The 18,014-nt window shown below is 49.9% G+C and carries 19 protein-coding genes; 2 read left to right on the top strand and 17 right to left on the bottom strand.

Features of this window, described 5'->3' with window-relative positions; translation table 11 throughout:
• Positions 1-67: 67 nt before the first annotated feature.
• The 12 genes from H583_RS0103000 to H583_RS0102945 all read right to left on the bottom strand — a co-directional run bounded on the left by H583_RS0103000 (position 68) and on the right by H583_RS0102945 (position 9,835).
• The gene (locus H583_RS0103000; RefSeq protein WP_028559168.1) at positions 68-346 is read right to left on the bottom strand and encodes a hypothetical protein; all 279 of its coding nucleotides are present in this window, start codon (positions 344-346) and stop codon (positions 68-70) included.
• A 187-nt stretch (positions 347-533) separates the two neighbouring features.
• The gene (locus H583_RS0102995) at positions 534-1,235 is read right to left on the bottom strand and encodes a queuosine precursor transporter (RefSeq protein ID WP_028559167.1); all 702 of its coding nucleotides are present in this window, start codon (positions 1,233-1,235) and stop codon (positions 534-536) included.
• Between the two features lie 227 nt (positions 1,236-1,462).
• Complete coding sequence (locus tag H583_RS0102990) at positions 1,463-2,185, bottom strand: ABC transporter permease (RefSeq protein WP_028559166.1); 723 nt, start codon at positions 2,183-2,185, stop codon at positions 1,463-1,465.
• 2 nt (positions 2,186-2,187) lie between these two features.
• The gene (locus H583_RS0102985; RefSeq protein ID WP_028559165.1) at positions 2,188-2,904 is read right to left on the bottom strand and encodes an ABC transporter permease; all 717 of its coding nucleotides are present in this window, start codon (positions 2,902-2,904) and stop codon (positions 2,188-2,190) included.
• A complete protein-coding gene (locus H583_RS0102980) occupies positions 2,904-3,821 on the bottom strand; it encodes an ABC transporter ATP-binding protein (protein ID WP_028559164.1) in 918 nt (305 codons plus the stop codon). Before H583_RS0102980 ends, H583_RS0102985 begins: the two co-directional genes overlap by 1 nt.
• Before the next feature lie 71 nt (positions 3,822-3,892).
• Entirely contained in the window at positions 3,893-5,257 is a 1,365-nt protein-coding gene (locus tag H583_RS0102975; protein WP_028559163.1) for a HAMP domain-containing sensor histidine kinase, read from the bottom strand.
• Positions 5,254-5,919: a response regulator transcription factor gene (locus H583_RS0102970; protein ID WP_028559162.1), complete on the bottom strand. Its 666-nt coding sequence runs from the start codon at positions 5,917-5,919 to the stop codon at positions 5,254-5,256. Before H583_RS0102970 ends, H583_RS0102975 begins: the two co-directional genes overlap by 4 nt.
• A gap of 163 nt (positions 5,920-6,082) precedes the next feature.
• A complete protein-coding gene (locus H583_RS0102965) occupies positions 6,083-6,613 on the bottom strand; it encodes a DJ-1/PfpI/YhbO family deglycase/protease (RefSeq protein WP_028559161.1) in 531 nt (176 codons plus the stop codon).
• 74 nt (positions 6,614-6,687) lie between these two features.
• A complete protein-coding gene (locus tag H583_RS0102960) occupies positions 6,688-7,056 on the bottom strand; it encodes a hypothetical protein (protein ID WP_028559160.1) in 369 nt (122 codons plus the stop codon).
• A 182-nt stretch (positions 7,057-7,238) separates the two neighbouring features.
• Complete coding sequence (gene pdaA, locus H583_RS0102955; RefSeq protein WP_036708354.1) at positions 7,239-8,012, bottom strand: delta-lactam-biosynthetic de-N-acetylase; 774 nt, start codon at positions 8,010-8,012, stop codon at positions 7,239-7,241.
• Positions 8,013-8,129: 117 nt separating this feature from the next.
• Positions 8,130-8,828, bottom strand: a complete 699-nt coding sequence (locus H583_RS0102950) for a Na-translocating system protein MpsC family protein (protein WP_028559158.1) — start codon at positions 8,826-8,828, stop codon at positions 8,130-8,132.
• A gap of 83 nt (positions 8,829-8,911) precedes the next feature.
• Positions 8,912-9,835 carry an ATP-binding protein gene (locus tag H583_RS0102945; RefSeq protein ID WP_028559157.1) on the bottom strand — a complete coding sequence of 308 codons (924 nt, stop codon included), beginning with the start codon at positions 9,833-9,835 and terminating at the stop codon, positions 8,912-8,914.
• Between the two features lie 391 nt (positions 9,836-10,226).
• On the opposite strand from H583_RS0102945, the gene add reads away from it, so the two are divergent.
• On the top strand, positions 10,227-11,273 hold the full coding sequence (add, locus tag H583_RS0102940; RefSeq protein ID WP_245585830.1) for an adenosine deaminase: 1,047 nt from the start codon (positions 10,227-10,229) through the stop codon (positions 11,271-11,273).
• A 172-nt stretch (positions 11,274-11,445) separates the two neighbouring features.
• Here add and H583_RS0102935 read toward each other — a convergent pair whose 3' ends face one another.
• Positions 11,446-11,625 (bottom strand): hypothetical protein, encoded by a 180-nt coding sequence (locus H583_RS0102935; RefSeq protein WP_028559155.1) that lies wholly within the window; start codon positions 11,623-11,625, stop codon positions 11,446-11,448.
• Between the two features lie 151 nt (positions 11,626-11,776).
• On the opposite strand from H583_RS0102935, the gene H583_RS35890 reads away from it, so the two are divergent.
• Positions 11,777-11,932, top strand: a complete 156-nt coding sequence (locus H583_RS35890) for a DUF1540 domain-containing protein (protein WP_081666957.1) — start codon at positions 11,777-11,779, stop codon at positions 11,930-11,932.
• Between the two features lie 226 nt (positions 11,933-12,158).
• On the opposite strand, the gene H583_RS0102925 is transcribed toward H583_RS35890, so the two are convergent.
• The 4 genes from H583_RS0102925 to H583_RS0102910 all read right to left on the bottom strand — a co-directional run bounded on the left by H583_RS0102925 (position 12,159) and on the right by H583_RS0102910 (position 17,976).
• Complete coding sequence (locus H583_RS0102925) at positions 12,159-13,241, bottom strand: nitric oxide synthase oxygenase (protein ID WP_028559154.1); 1,083 nt, start codon at positions 13,239-13,241, stop codon at positions 12,159-12,161.
• A 67-nt stretch (positions 13,242-13,308) separates the two neighbouring features.
• Positions 13,309-15,426 (bottom strand): PAS domain-containing protein, encoded by a 2,118-nt coding sequence (locus tag H583_RS31710; protein ID WP_051235907.1) that lies wholly within the window; start codon positions 15,424-15,426, stop codon positions 13,309-13,311.
• Between the two features lie 404 nt (positions 15,427-15,830).
• The gene (locus H583_RS0102915; protein ID WP_028559153.1) at positions 15,831-17,030 is read right to left on the bottom strand and encodes a M14 family metallopeptidase; all 1,200 of its coding nucleotides are present in this window, start codon (positions 17,028-17,030) and stop codon (positions 15,831-15,833) included.
• 109 nt (positions 17,031-17,139) lie between these two features.
• On the bottom strand, positions 17,140-17,976 hold the full coding sequence (locus H583_RS0102910) for an MBL fold metallo-hydrolase (protein ID WP_028559152.1): 837 nt from the start codon (positions 17,974-17,976) through the stop codon (positions 17,140-17,142).
• Positions 17,977-18,014: the final 38 nt, after the last annotated feature.

The following is an 18,014-nucleotide window of genomic DNA, read 5'->3' as shown; positions in this document are numbered from 1 at the left end:
GCCTTCTCCTTTTCCGCCTAAGTTTACTGTTAACATATGCATGCGATGCTGGGCAGGTCACTATAAATTACCAGTCGCTATGGCTCCTGAAGCGGACTTTACATCGTGATGAGAAGGGGCGCTGCCGTGCTTTTTTAAGGTACAATGAAAAAAGACAACAAAAAATCCCGCGGGTGATGACCAGCCCCATTCCGATCGGCTCGGACACATCCATCATGGCGATAAAGACGTTCATGTCTACGACCTTCACCTTGCCTGCCTGCGGAATTTCCATGCCGTCGGTGATTGCTTTTGCCCTGCGCAAGGGATAGCAACAACTGTCAATGTTCTGCCATGCATTGACCACTTTGCCTCCCTTCAACAGGCATCAGCTTCGTTGCGCATAGAAATAGAGGCCCTCACCCCACTGTCGGCAGTGGTGATGAAGACCTCTCGACTATAACAAATTTATGAATAACTCTAAGCGCTGAACTGCGCCCCCGTCATACAGGTTCCAGGCTGACAGCCCGGCGAGACCTCCTGCAGCTGAAGGCTTAAGCAGCGCTCTTGTCTTCCTCATCCTCCGGATGATGGAAGCGTCGGGCAATATACAGCACCGGAGTAGCTGCAACGGAAATAACGAATTTGAATAAATACGTCGTAATAAATATTTGAAGCCACACATCCCAGGTGTAAACCGTAGCGAACGCGATCGTACAGAAGACCAGTGAATCGATTAGCTGGCTGAGTGTTGCACTCCCGTTCATGCGGATCCACAGCTGGTTGCGTGCAGGATATTTCTTTTTCAAATAGCTGAACAATCTCACATCAAGCAGCTGACTGACGAAGTAAGCGGCCAGACTTGCTAACGCAAGCTGCGGCAGCATGCCAAAAATCGTCTGCAGCGACTCCTGCGTCTGATCCCCCGGCTGCGGCTGAAAGACCAGTGCCATCTGCATCATAATGGTGGATGTGATCAGCGTAAAAAAACCGAACCATACCGCTTTCCGCGCTTCCTTGGCCCCGTGCTTCTCATTAAGCAGGTCCGTTGCCATATAAATGGAGGCGTATATGGTATTGCCAAGCGTTGTGATGATTCCAACGACCTCAATCGTTTTGACCACCTGGATATTGGCGATGACCGTAGCGAAAGCTACCCATGCATACAGCCCTTTCTTCCCGAACAGCTTGTAGCTCAAGATAAACAAGCTGAAATTGACAAGCACAAACAGCATGCCCCATAGCAAATTAAACATCTCTTTCTCCCCTTAGTTTTGATAACGCGGGATGGTCCCGAACCGCGAACACAACAGAGACGTCCCCGCTTCTGACTGCGCAGAAGGGGGACGTCCGTTATGATAATGAAATTACTTTACTATACTTTATTCTTGCACGCAAGAGCTGAAAAGCAATAACCAAGGCTTGAAATCGGCAGAACGACCGTGAACCTAAAGCCCGATCTACAAACTCCCTGGCCGGAAGATTAAATGGCTCTGCGTGTAAAATAAGCCAACCCTCCCGCCAGAAAAATAGCGAAGCTGACCAGCACCACTGTAAAGAGGGTCTGCGGCGGAACCATAAAGGCGCCAATCTCCAAATGCCCGGGCATCATGGCCAGCAGCGGCTGGACCCATGGATAAAAGGGTCCATAATCCCGGGAGTGGGCAACCAGTAGATTCGGCAGGGTGAAAATGACATTCACCGCAAGCGGTGCTGCGAAGCTGGACCAGGCCGTGGATACGGCGAGCTGCAATGCCGCCAGCGGCAGGCACGCTGCCCACCCCGCAGCAATATTGATCAAAACACTACTCCAAGGAAAGGATTCTTCCACACCCTGAATGAGTCCGGCAGCGTATAGGCTGGCAGCAGTCAATAGCTGCACGGCAGCAAGCAGCCACATCACCACGATCAGCTTGACGAGGTAGACACTTGACCGGGATACAGGAAGGGCAAGGAGCTGCTTCCAGCCCCCGTGAATATGCTCATAACGGCAGATGAAGGCTGAGAATACTCCGGTCAGCAACGGCAGAAGCAGCAGCGCATGGGTGTAAAACACCGTGGTTTGCAAATAGAGCCATGGAGGCAGATCAGCCGGCATGCTTATCATGGAGCCTGACAGTCCTGCAATGAGCGGGCTGACGAACAGCAGCAGCCACATCTTGCTGCGGCGCAGCTTTAACCATTCCGAGCGAAGAATGGATGTCATGCTTATCCCACATCCTTTCTTGCAAAATGGAGCGATCCCAGCAGGTAAAGTACGGCACTCGCTGCCAGGCCCGCTGCTACCGGAAACACCGGCTCCAACAGTGCCAGATACGGCCATTTCCACGGCAGCCAGTTCTTGCTCGAAGAGCCGTTGATCATAAGCATAGACAATACGAGCCCCGAGATGCCAACGGTTAGCGGGATGGCCTGATTGTTGAGCGTAACCGCCAGCCAAATCTGCACGGCTAAATAGGGCAATGCTCCGATGAAGGCACCATAAAGTGCGATGAGCAAGGTGTCCCAAGGCAATGCTTGGAGCTCAAAGCCGAATATGAGGCCCAGGGCAACCGTTCCGGCCAGCACCAGGACAGTAGAAACGAGCAACAACATTGTTGTCACTGCGAATTTGCCCAAATACAGTTTGGTCCGGCTCACCGGAAGCGCAATGGTCTGCTTCCAGGCATTCGTATGATGCTCCAGCGTGGCGATCATTGATGAAATGATGGTCATCCCCATCAGCAATGCCGGAATGAGCAGCATACTCACATTTTTGATAAGGTATCCCCATGGATCCCCGGCATAATTTTTCATCAGATAATCAAATCGCAGGCCATAATTAACAGCCTGTAAAGCAATAACTCCGGCAGGCCCGAGCACAATCAGGAACCAGATCATTTTACGGCGCAGCTTTAAAAACTCCGAGGCCAACAAACGACGCATTACAAGCCCCCCTCGCCGCCCGTCATATGAAGGAAGACACTCTCCAAAGTATCGCCTTCTTCCTCTACCCGGGATATCTCGATTCCCTGTTGGACCAGCATTCGGACAACCGACGCAATCCGCTGGTCATCCGCTTTCGGCACATACAAGCGTCCATCTGTCAGCTCCGCCTTGAAGCCATGAGCATGCAAAAGATTAAAGGCCCGCTGCTGATCATTTAAGCGGATGTGAATCTGCTGCCTGGAGCGGCCTTTCAGAACCTCCAGCCGATCCTGGAAAACCAGCTTCCCCTTGGAAACAATCCCGACCTCCGTTGCCATCTGGCCGACCTCGGTGAGCAGATGGCTGGAGACCAGCACCGTCATCCCGTATTGACCAGGCATGCTGCGAATCAGCTCCCGGATTTCGATAATGCCCGACGGGTCCAGACCATTGGTCGGCTCATCCAGAATCAGCAGCTCCGGCTCACCGAGAAGCGCTGCGGCAATACCCAAGCGCTGCTTCATCCCGAGTGAGTACCCTTTGACCTGCCGCTGTGCATCCTTGGTCAAGCGGACAATCGATAATACTTCGTCAATTCTGGACCTCCTCACACCCGGCAGCAGCAGGCGAATGGTCTCCAAGTTCTCTTTGGCATTCAGATGGCCGTAGTAGGAAGGGTACTCGACCAGGGAGCCTACCTTGCGCAGCAGTGCAACCCGCTCCTTGCGAATGCTTCTGCCGAACAGCCGCACCTGGCCGCTGCTCGGCCGGGCCAGACCGAGCAGCATCTTGATGGTTGTTGTTTTCCCCGCTCCGTTCGGACCCAGAAAGCCGTAGATATCACCTCTTTTTATTCGCAGGTCGAGCTTGTCGACAACATTTCGTCCGCCGAGTGTTTTCGTCAGCCCTTTTGTTTCAATTACCAGATCCGTCATTTTTGATCACCTCGATTTACAGGTTACCTGACCGAGGTTAAAGCAACAGGCGGATAAAGTTTAAATTTCGTTTAATAACGCTCCGATATGATAATTTCCGTTCCCTCAGAAGTGCTGTTCATCTCCCATTCCAGCTTCATTTCCTTCAGCATGAGCGCCACAATGGATAGTCCGATTCCTGCTCCCTTGCCGGAAGACTCGCCATCCACCCCCGGTCCGCGGTCTGACAGGCTCAGTTCAAAGCTCTCTGCTGATGCTCTCAAGCTGACCCCGATATATTTGCCTGAAGAAGCATGGTTCAGCACATTCTGAAACAGATTGTCCAGCACACGCTCCATCCATTGCGGATCAATCTGCGCATATACCGCTTCCTCTGTCAGATCCAACTTGATCTCAAAGCCCTCCTGTTCGAATACCGGATACCAGTTGGCTACAGCGCTCCGGATAAGACGGGCAATATCATGCCTCCCCGGCCGAAACGGATACTTGCCTGAGGACAGCAGCGTATAGGAGAATAAATTCTCAATCAGCCTTCCTAAATAACCAACCTTGCTGTCAATCAGCTTCAGGGAGGCTTCCCCCTGCTTGCTAAGCTGCTCCTTGCTCAAACGATACGCATGGCCCTGAATCGTCGTCAGTGGCGTCCTGAGATCATGAGAAAGAGAAGCGATGAGCTGTCTTCTTAAGGCTTCCTCTTCCTGTTCCCGCTTGCGGGATGACTGAAGCTTGGCAATCATCTCGTTAAAAGCATTTTCCAGGCTGCCAATCTCATCTTCATTGGTCACTTCAATCGGGGCGGGAATACCGCTGTCACCATGGCGGTTCATGGCTTTCTGAAGGCGAAGCAGCCGCTTGCGGATACGGTAAAAGAAGATAAAGGACACGATGAGAAACCCGGCCACGAGTATCAGTGTGCTTATAAAACTTATATAGCTGTAGTTGTCCCAGTAAGGCGCCTTGACCTGATTCAGAATTCCCCGCGGCACCTGGAGCACCATAAAGCCCTGCTCCGGGTCCTGTCCGATAAAGGCCACAGTTGTGAAAGGGTCCGCGTCATACGTACTCTTCATAAATTGAATGGCCTCGGCAGCCGTCCACTTATCCGGGTAATTGCCGTTCATATTCATCTGCAACTGCTTCTGGCCGTGTGCATCCACCCACATGACGCCCGCACCTTTGTAGCCTTGCTGAAGCTCCTTCAGCCGGCTTTCGATTGCTGCAGGAGATGCCCCGCCAAGCTTGCGTGCCTCCCCATGCCATTGATTCTCCAGATCTATCCCGCTTGTATAACTCTTCTCCGGCTGCTGTGATTTATAAAATAAGTTCGGTATATTCAGAAAGAATAATGTCGAAATCGCAAATCCTACCGGCAGCCAGATAACACCCAGCAGAATAATGACGACATATTTTTTCAGCAGGGAATTTTTGATTTTCATTGCCGTACCCGGTAGCCGATCCCGCGGATCGTCTCAATAATGGCAGGGGCACTCGGGTCCAGCTCAATTTTTTCGCGCAAATATCGAATATGTACCATGAGTGTCTTGTCTCCGTCCAAGTAAGGGTCCCCCCATACCGCTTCAAAGATTTGCTCCTTCGTTAGAATCCGGTTCGGGTTTTTAAGAAAGTAGAGCATGATCTGGTACTGCTTGCCTGTCAGAATAATTTCTTCACCGCTCCGGTTGTCTGTAATCCGATAGTCCGACATGTGAATACTGAGGTGTCCCAGCGTGATTTGCTTGGCAAGTCCTTGACGGCGGAGCAGCACCTCAATCCGCGCTGCCAATTCATCCGGGTGAAACGGCTTGGTCAAATAATCATCCGCAAATTGCAAACCCTGCAGCTTGTCATCAACTGCCGTCCGTGCCGATAGCATCAGAATGGGCGTCTGCGGAGCTTCCTTCTTCAACCGCTGTCCAACAGTGAAGCCGTCCAGCCCTGGCAGCATCACATCCAGAATAACGAGATCGGCAGCACTCACCTGCTGCAGAGCGCCTTCTCCGGACTGCAGCCAGTTCACCTCGAAGCCTCTGCTCTCCAAATCCTCCTTCACCCAGCTGCCGTTGTCCAAATCATCCTCAATATATAAAATGCGTCTCACATATGCACCTTCCTCATTCTAAAATCCATGATATGGATGTATTATAATGGATTTTAGATTATGGTTTCCTCTTTTTTTCGAATATGACCAGGAATGCACACCAAAGACGCAGCCGCCTGCATAGTTTTCCCATGCAAACAACTGCGCCTCTGTAACGAATTCCCTAGTAAGCAGCTACGCCAAGTCTTTTCATCGTCTGTTCAATAAAAGCAGGCTCGTCCTCCGGTGTACGGGAGGTGATCAGATTATTATCAACGGCAACTTCCTGATCAACGAAGGAAGCCCCTGCTTGCCGCAGTTCTTCAGCAATGCCGGGATAACCGGTTATCGTACGTCCTTTCAGCAAGCCTGCCGCGGCAAGCACCTGTGGCCCGTGGCATATCGCCGAAATCGTAATGCCTTGTTCGTTGGCCTGCTGCACAAACGACAGGACAGCCTGATCCTTAATTAAATGTTCAGGAGACTTGCCGCCCGGAATAATGACTGCCTCATAATCCTCTGCACGGGCTTCTGCCGCAGATAAGTGCGCCGTATAGACGGTGCCCTGCTTCCCTTTTAATTCCACGCCGTCTTCGGTACTGATTATGACAGCCTCGTGCCCGTTCTTGGTCATCTCTTCAAAGGGGTTTACCATTTCGGAATCTTCGAAATCATTGGCAAGCAAAAATGCAACCTTCTTTTTCATCTGTTCCATTGGTCATCACACTCCTTTGTCCCTATATTACCCATTGGGCACTGCTTTGAATACACAGCTGCGGGACATACTTGCTAACGGCGGGCGTTTGCTTTGCCCGTATGCCTCCTGGCGAGCATATACGCACGAATATCCGGAGAGAACAGCAGGAGCATGCCTGCAGCCGCATAGACAACAATAATGCTGAGCGTTGCCGCGGGGTAAGGAAGATTCATGGACAGGACGCCGGTCAGGCCAAGCAGCCCAATGACAACCGTAAGCAGCATAAGCCCTGCAAGGATGAATTTGACCCAGCCATATCCCAAATAAAGCAGGAACAGCAGTGCACTATAGACGACAAATGATACAATCTGGCCTGACAGGAACAGCGCGGCGAATTGATATATCATCAGTATTGCAATTACACCTGTCAGCAACAGTTTCCCTTTGCGTATGGACGGCATGCTGTCCTTCCTCTCTTTCAAGATTTACCTTCGATTATACCTAACTTTGAAATCATTTCCAATTCAGAAACTGAAACACCAAGTGTAATCAAAAAAACAACAGGCCGCCAGTGTCTGCTTCGGAAAGCATAGAGACCGGCGGCTTGCTATTTTCGTTTGCAGCATCATGTTGCTGCTATTGTTTAAGGACTCCCTAATGGCTGTAGAGGCTTCAGGTCATCCAGGCTTCTAAAATCATAGCCCTGCTGTCTTGCAGCATCAATGATGGAGCCGAGCGCTTCTGTGTTATCCCGTGATACGGAATGAAGAAGCAGGACTGCGCCCGGATGAAGCTGCTTCATGACTTGATTATAAGCGTATTGCCTTCCTTTTTGCTGCTTGGTATCCCAGTCCTTATAAGCAATTGACCAGAATACATTTGTATAGCCCATCTCATGGCTCACTCTCAGCGTATGTTCGCTGAATATTCCTCTTGGCGGCCGCAAATAACTCATTCCGGGCTTGCCCGTTACCTTTTCTACTGCTTGCTTCACCTTATCCAGTTCCTGATGAATTCGCTCCGTGGATATCTGGGTCATATCCGGATGGCTCCAGGAATGATTGCCGATTATATGTCCCTCTGCCGCCATCCTTTTCAACAACTCAGGCTGGTCGTTAATGTAGTGTCCGGTAACGAAAAAAGCCGCCGGTACTTTCTTTTGCTTCAACACATCCAGAATTTGACCGGTAAAGCCATTCTCGTAGCCGTTGTCAAAGGTCATATACAATGATTTTTCCGTACTGTTCCCCAGAAAGATCCCGCCGTGGCGCTCAAGAATTTCCTTAAAGCCCTCCTCATTAATCGAGGCCGGGTTGCCGTTTACGCTCCTTTTGAAGCCAAAATGAAACGGCCTGGATGCCCCCTCTGCCTCCGCAGGCAGAAGATAAAGCGCCAGCAGTATGAACACCAGCAGCATTGCCCGGCTGCGTTGATTTACCAATGAAGTTACCCCCTTAGCTTTCGATAAGGGGTAGTATGCCGCAACCTAGGGTTTTCCATCCAAGAAATCGATTTTATCAAGCACTGTAAAGCGTTATTTATTTCCGGTTATGAGCAGCGTAACACTTTTATCCAGGGTGAAATTCCAGTCTACAAAGGAATCCTGAACACTCTTGTTCAGGATACTGTCAAGGCTGCTGTTATTATGCAGGAAGCTCTTCTCCAAATTCCGCTTGGCCCGCTTGAGCAGTTCCCCCTGTCCCAGCCGGATCAGTTCCTTTTCCAGGTGGACCAGAATGCCCTTGCGGATAATAATCAACATTCTCGGATTCATCTCGAAGGATACAATCTCATCCGGGGAACGCTGTGCCTGTTGGCTTAATGTATCGATTTCACGCTCCAACTGCTGCTTGCCCGTGTAATTGATTTCGACCGGGGAACCACCCTGCACCGATGCCTCACAGATGCCCAGCAGCATCATCGTCTTGTTCTGCAAGTTCCAGTCATAATAAAATTCCTGAAGCTTTATGTCTGTGAGTGCTTCCACATAGCTTGAGATCTCCGGAATAATCATCTGCATCAGCTTTTCACGTACCTGGTGAATGATCATTTCATGATTTTGCTCCAAAAGCACTCTTTCTGAAGGGGTTATAAAATTGCGCAAATATATCGATATCACATTACATCCAATGGATACAAACACAGATTCCGGACCCTTGCCAAAGTGGTCTCGAAGCATTTTCCCCGTATAACTGGCTATTAATTGCTGATGTTGGTTTAATTGTTGACTCATAGGATTTGACTCGTCCATAACTTTCTCCTGTCTATGTCTGAATGCTACTACCGGTTTGCGCTATGACAAGTCCTTTTATCCCCCTATCTAAGAAATATCGGCAATTGTACGATCACTGTAGTACCGCCTCTTCCGTTATTTTGAAAATGCAGCCTGCCTTTATGTTCAGAAACAATACGATGGCAAATCATAATGCCAAGGCCTGTTCCCTGCTCTTTGGTCGTGAAGAAGGGCTCACCCAGCCTGTCCAGCATTTCCGGTCCGATTCCTCCGCCCTGATCTGTGATCTGGACTTTTGCCCACTGATTGGACGAGGTAAGATTAATATCAATTTCACCTCCGTTGTCCATCGACTCTATTGCATTCTTAATCAAATTGATAAATACCTGTTTAAGCTTATTTTCCTCACCCTGCACCACAAATAAATCTTCTTCTGTTATCTGTTCGATCTTCAATTCAACATTATATAAGTTGGCCTGGGCATGCAGCAGCAGCACTACATTATGCAGCAGAGAATCCAGCCGGACCCTCTCTAATGCAGCCGGTTTGGGAACCGCCAGTTCAAGCAGCTCGCTAACAATGCCGTTAATGCGGTCAATCTCGGTCAGCATAAGATCCGTATACTGCGGATTTTTCCCTCTCCCAAGCTGAATAAAGCCCTTTAAGCTGGTAAGCGGATTCCTAATTTCATGTGCAATACCAGCCGCGAGCGTACCCGCCAGCGTCAGTTTCTCGGTCTCTTCCAACCTGCCCTGCAGCCTTTTATGACTTTCATGAATTGCATATTGCTCTTCCTTGGATAGCTCTGATTGCGTGAACAGCTTATTGCATTTGACATGGTATACAATCCCCATCGTAACAAGCCCCGTAGTTATGCAAAATCCCCAGAGTCCAATCTTCCATGTACTGTCCAGTATGTATAATATAATTTGATTGGCCAGCACAATCCCAACTCCCAGAGAGACGGCTAATGATATGGGGAGTTGAAAAATCTGCTTGAAAGACATTCCCTTTTGCCCCCAACTTTTCAAAAAAATGTAATAAATAAAAAAGCCTAACCGCTCTTGTAAGAGTAGTTAGGCCATGCAGTGACTTGGATTCCAGAAGAATCTTTCACTCATTTACCTGTAATACAATCGTAAAGGTTCAATCTAGCTAAATATTATGTATCCATGGTGTGTAATTAGATGAACCAGCAGCAAGACGGTATTGCACTACAATATATCAATTGGCATATATCCGCTCCCAGTCGACCCCATTATATCACATGGTCATTCACAAAAAAAGCTATATTGCTGCTCTGCTGCAAAAGATTAGTTTACTGGATTTGACATTTCTTCTGCGCGTCCGTTATGTTGAGTATAAACCCATCTCATCAGAAGAGGAGCGCGAACGCATTTGAGCAACTTTAACATAGCTAATAAACTGCTGAAAATGCCAAAGACGGAGCTTCATCTCCATCTGGACGGTTCTGTGAGACCATCTACCCTGCTTCAGCTCGCTTCAAGCAGCAGGCTGCCTCTCCCCGTCCAAACCATAGAGGAACTGGAGCCATATATGCAAGTGGAGGAGGATTGCCGAAGCTTGAAGGAATACCTGGACAAATTCGATTTTGTCCTTCCATTCCTGCAAACGGCCGAAGCTTTGGAGCAGGTTGCGTACGAGGCCGTGGCTCAAAGTGCAGAGCAGGGGTGTCTCTATGTCGAGGTCCGGTTTGCACCCCAGCTTCATACGCTCCAAGGGTTGTCCGTCCATGATGTCATTGCGCATGTGCTCAGGGGCTTGGAAGCTGCAGCCAAGCAGCTGTCTATTCAAGCCCAAGGCATTGCCATCTGCATGCGCCACCATAGTTCTTCACTGAATATGGAGACTGTAGAGGCTGCTGCTGCCTTTTTGGGTACAGGGCTGGCTGCAGTTGATTTAGCAGGTGATGAAGCCTCTTTCCCTCCAGGCGCGTTCCACGCTGTGTTTGCCCGTGCCCGGGAGCTCGGGCTTCCGGTTACCATTCACGCTGGAGAAGCCGCCGGAGCGGAGAACATCCGTGAAGCCGTCTATGGCCTTGGTGCCATCCGCATCGGGCATGGTATCCGGCTCCAGGAATCGGCGGAGCTTGCCCGTGCCATACGAGAGCTTGGCCTGCCGCTGGAGATGTGCCCTACAAGCAATATTCAGACCAAAGCAGTACCTGATTGGGAGTCTTACCCGATCCGGGACTACTTCTTGCAGGGGCTCAAGATTACGGTGAACACGGATAATCCGACCGTATCCAATACCACATTGACGCGCGAGTATGAGCTGCTTCACAGACATTTTGGCTTTACATGGGCGGAACTCAAGCAAATTGCCCTCAATGGGGCAGAGGCTGCCTTTTTACCGGATGACGGGAAGCAGATTCTAAGAGAAAAGATGCTTCAGCGGTTTCTTGAGCTCGATGCTGAACTGTAAGGCAGCTCGTAATCCGTTATTTTCGGGATATAAGATAATGGCGGCTCAGATTCTGGTCATATGGAGGAATTGAATTCCTACTACATCACAAAGAGGGCTGATAATGAACTCGTTCAGCCCTCTTTTGTGTTTGCCGGTTTAACGCGATTGCGATGGGCAGCACGGAACCTGCCTAGTTCTCCTTGTTGCTCACAAATTCATTCGGAATATCGCCCTCTTGCTCGGGATTATTATTTTTGAATTGGGCTTTACGGCCTTTTCTGAACTCGCCGCCATGCACATCTGATGTGCTCTGTCCGTTATTGTCGCTGCCATGATGACGATTGCGGTTGTAATTATCGTTATGAGACACAGCTATCCCTCCCTTCCGGTTTTTTTTATTGTCTGAAGGAAGCGGAGGAATTATTCGGCGTGCAAGGAAGTTTCATTATGGAAAATCTTTTTCCCCACGTATAATAAACCATTGTCCTTACCCATCCTATAAACATAGGGAGGTGAGTACGATGGCTCAAGATGTACTATGTGAAGTGAACTCTTGCAAGCACTGGGGTGCGGGCAACAAATGCAATGCTTCCTCAATTTACGTGGTCAGCAACCGCGGTCAGCAAGCCCGGAATTCCGAAGAAACAGATTGCAAAACATTCGAACCAAAACTGTAGCTTCATTCGCCATATGTCACCATGTGAGCGGTCCTGCAGGGCCGCTTTTTTTATTTCTGTGCAATACTGCTGCTTCCCTTTTCCTTGCCCCGCATCCCCTTGCAGTTCAGCTTACACCTATAGTATACGCAAGAATGATAATTATTATCATCCATTTCAAAATAAATAATCCGCATTCGAATGGAGCAGATTTACCCATCCGGTTCCTGGTTACCTTATATACCTGTCAGTAAGGCTTGTCCTGGCTAAAAAAGTTCGGGCTGGCTATGCGGTCCTGGTAAGAGGAGTGAAAAATATGGGTTGTCGCCGGAGATACCGGAGGAATCAGCCAGGACCAGCGTCCGGTCACCTCGCGCCCCCGCGCTGCTTCCTTCTCTTCAAACTTCAAAAATTGAGACGCAGCTGTATGATGGTCTACAATGGCTACACCGTGCTTCCGGTACGAGTCCAATACAGCCACATTCAGCTCAAGCAACGCCCGGTCCTTCCACAGCGAGGAATGATGGCTGGTATTCAGCCCCATAGCTTCCGCTACCTTAGGCAGCATATTGTAACGCCCGGTATCCGCCAAATTACGGGCTCCAATCTCGGTTCCCATATACCACCCGTTAAAAGGCGCTGCCGCGTACACAATACCGCCAATCTCAAGTTTCATATCAGAGACGATCGGCACCCCGTACCACCGCATTTCCAATTCGTCCAATGCGGGGAGCTCCGGGTGGCGGATCGGAACCTCCATAATCAACTCCTGCGGAAGTGAAAACCATTGCGGCCCTGCATCCCCGGCCTGGATGACCAGCGGCAGCAAATCATAGGCGGTTCCCGCTCCTTCCCAGCCGAGCCTTTGGCATACTTTCGTAAACGCAATAGAGGCCGGGTCACCGATAATGCCCTCTTCGGATTCATACCCGGCATACCGGATTAGCTGATGATTCCATATGCGGACGGCATGCTTCTCGGCAGATGGTTGAAATATCGTAATGGCCGGGCGGATACGACCGCCATTTGTGGCCCAGCCGATATGGCGGAATAGCGCCTGTGCTACAGCCTCAGCATGGTTCAATGCCCGCTCATCAAATATATGAAGTGACTCCCAAAACAACCGGCCTATGCATCGGTTGCTGTTGCGCCAGGCCATTCGCGCACCATGCTCCAGTTCCTCTGGAGTATGCTCATACAAGCCTGTCGCAGCAATTGCAGTCTCTATCTCCCGCAACCGGCTCCAGGCTTGTTGTTCAGATTTCCCCAGCTCCTGATAGCAAGCTCGTATAAATTCCTCTGCCTGATTATAAAGTGCCTGTCTGTCCATACTGCTCCCCTTGTTTGTTCATATGTAATTTCATTATATATGAGCCTTGAGGGGAAGCCAAATTCACTTACATAGAAGGCAGAATGATAGAAATTGTGGTCCCTTTATTTTCCTCGCTGGTAATAAACATCTTGCCCTTATGCCCTTCTATGATATTAAAGCTGACCATCATCCCAAGGCCTGTCCCCTTCTCCTTCGTCGTGAAGAATGGTTCCCCCAGACGCTGGAGCTTGTCCATCGGAATTCCGCAGCCCTCATCCCGGATTTGGATACTGATGGATTGGTCGTCAAGACGCTTCATCGTGACATAGATGCTGCCCCCTCCAGGCATGGACTCAATGGCGTTCTTCAGCAAATTAATGAACACTTGCTTGAGCTGGTTCTCTACGCAGTTGACGAGCGGCAGCGTTTCTTCCAGCTCTGTCACAATATGCACCTGGTTCATTATGGCTTGCGTATCAATCAGCAGCAGCACGTCATTCAGAATGAGCAGCAGATTCTGCGGCTGGAAATTAATAATTTTAGGCTTGGAGAGCAGCAGCAGTTCGTTAATGATATGCTCGATGCGCGTAAACTCCGAGAGCATGATCGAGATATATTTTTCATTGCCTCCCTGCGCCTTCATAAGCTGGACAAAGCCCTTGAGCGCCGTAAGCGGGTTGCGGATTTCGTGGGCAATGCCGGCGGCCAGCTCACCAACTGCCGAGAGCATTTCCGATTTTCGGAGCAGTTCCTCCGTTTTCTTATGGTCGGTAATATCCTCAGACATTTTCAGATAGTGAATGATCTCCCCATCCCTGTTCTTGATCGGCAAAATGGAGCAGCTCTCCCAATACCATTCTCCTTCGTGCTTGTGGCGGTTCTTCATATCGCCTGACCACTCTTTGCCGCTTTGAAGCGCGTTAAGAATTTCATTCACCTGGCTCAGTGATGCCGTATTCTCGGTCAAATAATCTTTCACATTCCGGAAGAGCACATCCTGGATTTCGTGACCTGTCTTCTTTGTGAAGGCCGGATTGACATACTCAATATTGCCGTGAATGTCCATGATCGTAATCATGCTCGGACTTTGTTCAATCGCATAAGAGAGCTTCTCCAACTCCTTGCCCGCCTGCTTCAGCTCGGTAATATCTACAAAGGTCAGAACGGCGCCCCGGATATAGTTCTCCATCGTGCGGTAAGGCAGAATGCGCATGCTGTACCAGCGGTTGCCTGTGCTTTGGATTTCCCGTTCAATCGTTCTGGAGGTTGACAGCACCTTCTTGATATCCTCATGCAAGGCCTGATATTTGAGCTGATTCGTAATGTGATGAATAGGCCGGCCAATATCTACATTCATCAAATGGAACAGCTTGGTCGCAGAAGGCGTAAAACGCCGGATACGCATATCGGTATCAAGAAACAACGTGCCAATCTTGGTACTGAACAGAAAATTGTCCATATCATTATTCAGCTCGGTCAGCTCCTGGTTTTTGCGCTGGAGCTCGATGTTGACATTGAGAAGTTCTTCATTCACCGTATGAAGCTGCTCGTAGCTGCTTTGCAGCTCTTTGTTCTCATGCAGAAGTTCCTCGTTGGCAGAAAGCAGCGAATGATTGGCAGTCTCTAATTCTTCAATCATCGCCTGTGACTTCGTCTGAAACAATTGCAGTTCCTTCTCCAAATCCCTGATCTGATAGCCGGCTCTATGGTTCACGCCCCTGTCCATGCCCCCTGGATCTGTTGTCACGCCCTCTTCCATAAAAATCGCCATCAGCCCCGACTCATTCGTCATCGAAAACGGCTGTATTGTAATATGCAGAAGCGGTCCCTTCCCGCCATCTTCCGGATTAAAATTGTGAAAGACAACTTTGGCATTCTCCTTCCTGGCCCGCTGCAATGCTGTATTCATGACCAGTGACAGCTGGGGAGGAAGCATTTTAAACAAATTAAAGCTGATTTTGCCCTTGGGCATACTCAAGTAATTATTAGCAGGACCGGAAGTGTGTATAATGTCATTTTGCATATTCACGAGAATACAAGGCGGCAAATACTCATCAATTAGCGAGCTGTACAATGAATCATCCTTTTTTAACATTTCCGACGGCTTTAAATGCATGCTGTCGAGCAACGGGGCAGAAGAACTGTTGTCCATGGCACTCCCCTGTGCGGAAGGGTCAGAAAATTTGATTGGATCTGCGGACATATGGTTGTACCTCCTTGTATATGCTCTACTCCATTTCCGGATTTACAGCTTATTCATCAGCGCATCAGCCCTTGCACACGGCCACGCAAACACGTGACTGGAGCCCCCTTTTTACGACAACTTCCATCCATTATGCTGCTTATACAATTTTACCCATCGGTGCTTCTTCTCCTTGTCAAAAGCAAATTCCTGCCCCGTGTCAAAGGTTCTACTTTTTCGACATTTTTCCACGTTTTTCATTCCCGTTTCAAGCATGAAAAAAGAAGTCGCATCTTGCACAGATGCAACACTGTTTCACATAGAAGGAGAAAGATGTTGTACTCATATCCGCTCAATTTCGAAAGAATGCTGCGTTCATTAGAAAAAGACGCAAGGACAGACAATCTGCCCTTGCGTCTTTTTTGCTATTCAGTCCAGCTGTACAAAGCTGCCAAAAAAATACCCAGACTGTCTTCTGTAATTTCATCCAATTGCGCAACCGGCAACGGATTAACGCCTTGCCCAAGCTCAATCGTAAAGCCGGGCCGGCGCCAGTCCTGAATGAACCAGTCCTTGTACCCCGCATAGCTGTCCACCGTCTCAACAGGCGTATAGCCGCTAACTCGGGCAAACTCATTCGCCAGCACCTCAGATTCCGGGGGCTGCAGGTCCTGAAATCCCCAATAGATGACCTTCCCTTGGGTATGGAAAGAAAGCACGCGGGCGAAATCCCGCTCCCTGGTCAGCCCGGCCAACGCCTGAGCCTCCGGCTCAGTCAACGGGGCTGTACCCGGATAATCCCGCGGGGCCGGCTGCTGCTGCTGGCGCTCAGCCTCCAGCTCCCATAGCGCCGGAAACTGGTCATTGAGATCGACGCCGCGAATATTGGCCTTCCAGCCGGAAAAATCGGTGCTTCCCTCGTTGATGCCAAGCACCTCGCTGCGGAGCGGCTCCTCTTCCGGGGGCCCGTTCAAAACAAGATTAACCCCGTCCGGATTGACCATGGGAACAACTGATAATGTGGTCATCTCATAGTAAGGCCCCATATGGAGCCCTCTAATGGATGTTCCGTTCGTCAATGCCAGCACATAAGCGTTCACATGCAGCATCAGGACAGGAGTCGTAATCCACTCATTGGCATGTACGGAACCATTCATATGTACACGCCGGTCGCCTTCCCCGATCCGAAGCTCGGGAATACCGGTTCCCTGCACAGACGAGCCAATCGTGCTATAACGAATAAAGGGATAGATGTCGACCAGCTTGCCAATATCCCCGGACATGGCCGCATAATCATAAGGCCTCAGGGTATTAACCACCATTCCAGTCACCCTCACAGGCAATTGGATAGACTGTCCGGCCTGCAAATTGGATGGCAACAGTCCCGGATTGATTGCATATATTGTCTCCAGCAAAATTCCCCTGGAGGCCGCAATCGCCCATAAGGTGTCGCCCGGCTGAAACAGGTAGTCCTCGGTCCTGTAGCCCGGTATCGCCACCTGCTGGCCGGTTTGCAAAGCATTTGCGTCGATTCCCGGATTTGAGCTGAAGATCAGCTCAACCGGAACCTGAAACCAGCGGCTGTAATTCCATAGCGTGTCTCCTTGACGCACGGTCACTTTCATTCTGCACTCCCCCAATCTGTACCGATACTCTACCTTATGGATGAAGAGATTCATTCATGACTTTGTGTAGAGAGGCGGCAAAGTGAGGGCTGGAGCCGGACCATTGTCATCAGGTGGCAGGGCGGGCAATATTCAACTCCCGCTCGATAAGGAGCCTGTTATTGTAATGAAATTTTCGCATATTACGGGGAAATGGACAGTCTTTAATCAGGCCGGCTATCGTTTCTTCGTCCCCGCTGGCCGCTGCCGAGCGCAGGTCCAGAATATATTGCAGGTCTTTGACCTGTCTGCCGAGGATTTCCTCCATATCTTCCGTACATTGCCCATGGCCCGGAACAAGAACAGAAATCGGATGTCGATCCAGAATGGAACGGACCTTATGAAGCGTCTCCTCATAGAGGGTACTGCTATGATAAATATAAGGAAACTCAATATCGGATAAGTAATCCCCCGCCAGCCAGACTCCAAGCGGCTCTATAATCGTGAAGATGCCATCATCATTATGGCCCTGTGCATGATAGAAGGTCAGTGTCGTGCCGCCAACTTGAAGCTGCTGGCCATCCTCGCGGACGATAATATCAACCTCAGGGTAGACGACGGGATAATCACGGGTAACGTAGTAATCGTCGTCAAAGGTCCGGATCTGCTCCAGAATTTGCTCGCGCTCCGCTTCCGCCTTGCCAGCCAGCGCATTGCTGGCGACGACATGTGCTTCCGGGAAGGCGCCACAGCCGATGATGTGATCAAAGTCCGAATGGGTGAATAACAGATAGATTGGCCTGCCACCCGCCTTATCCAGCACATAACGGCGGATATTCTCCACCTCATGCGGCAGCCAGCACGGATCAGAGATCAGGATCAGATCCTCTGTCTCTGCCACAGCTGATGCCGTCCTATATAGAACACTCTGAAAAATCGCAATCCCGCCATGCTCCCATTGCAGCATCTTGCCTCTCCCCTTGCCGTTCATTATATGGTTGCCAG

The organism is Paenibacillus pinihumi DSM 23905 = JCM 16419, assembly GCF_000422505.1.
Lineage (GTDB): Bacteria > Bacillota > Bacilli > Paenibacillales > Paenibacillaceae > Paenibacillus_D > Paenibacillus_D pinihumi.
The sequence above is the reverse complement of the archived record's forward strand: the minus strand, read 5'-3'. Positions and strand labels throughout refer to the sequence as shown.

Bases quoted from the DNA above. Each gene is read 5' to 3' on its own strand.
- H583_RS0102985 (WP_028559165.1), bottom strand. From the start codon at position 2,904: ATGCGTCGTTTGTTGGCCTCGGAGTTTTTAAAGCTGCGCCGTAAAATG.
- H583_RS35890 (WP_081666957.1), top strand. From the start codon at position 11,777: ATGGCTCAAGATGTACTATGTGAAGTGAACTCTTGCAAGCACTGGGGT.
- H583_RS0102915 (WP_028559153.1), bottom strand. From the start codon at position 17,030: ATGAAAGTGACCGTGCGTCAAGGAGACACGCTATGGAATTACAGCCGC.
- pdaA (WP_036708354.1), bottom strand. From the start codon at position 8,012: ATGCTGCTGGTGTTCATACTGCTGGCGCTTTATCTTCTGCCTGCGGAG.
- H583_RS0102945 (WP_028559157.1), bottom strand. From the start codon at position 9,835: ATGTCTTTCAAGCAGATTTTTCAACTCCCCATATCATTAGCCGTCTCT.
- H583_RS0102925 (WP_028559154.1), bottom strand. From the start codon at position 13,241: ATGGACAGACAGGCACTTTATAATCAGGCAGAGGAATTTATACGAGCT.
- H583_RS0102960 (WP_028559160.1), bottom strand. From the start codon at position 7,056: ATGCCGTCCATACGCAAAGGGAAACTGTTGCTGACAGGTGTAATTGCA.
- H583_RS0102990 (WP_028559166.1), bottom strand. From the start codon at position 2,185: ATGACATCCATTCTTCGCTCGGAATGGTTAAAGCTGCGCCGCAGCAAG.
- H583_RS0102980 (WP_028559164.1), bottom strand. From the start codon at position 3,821: ATGACGGATCTGGTAATTGAAACAAAAGGGCTGACGAAAACACTCGGC.
- H583_RS0102965 (WP_028559161.1), bottom strand. From the start codon at position 6,613: ATGGAACAGATGAAAAAGAAGGTTGCATTTTTGCTTGCCAATGATTTC.
- H583_RS31710 (WP_051235907.1), bottom strand. From the start codon at position 15,426: ATGTCCGCAGATCCAATCAAATTTTCTGACCCTTCCGCACAGGGGAGT.
- H583_RS0102995 (WP_028559167.1), bottom strand. From the start codon at position 1,235: ATGTTTAATTTGCTATGGGGCATGCTGTTTGTGCTTGTCAATTTCAGC.
- H583_RS0102975 (WP_028559163.1), bottom strand. From the start codon at position 5,257: ATGAAAATCAAAAATTCCCTGCTGAAAAAATATGTCGTCATTATTCTG.
- H583_RS0102950 (WP_028559158.1), bottom strand. From the start codon at position 8,828: ATGAGTCAACAATTAAACCAACATCAGCAATTAATAGCCAGTTATACG.
- H583_RS0102910 (WP_028559152.1), bottom strand. From the start codon at position 17,976: ATGCTGCAATGGGAGCATGGCGGGATTGCGATTTTTCAGAGTGTTCTA.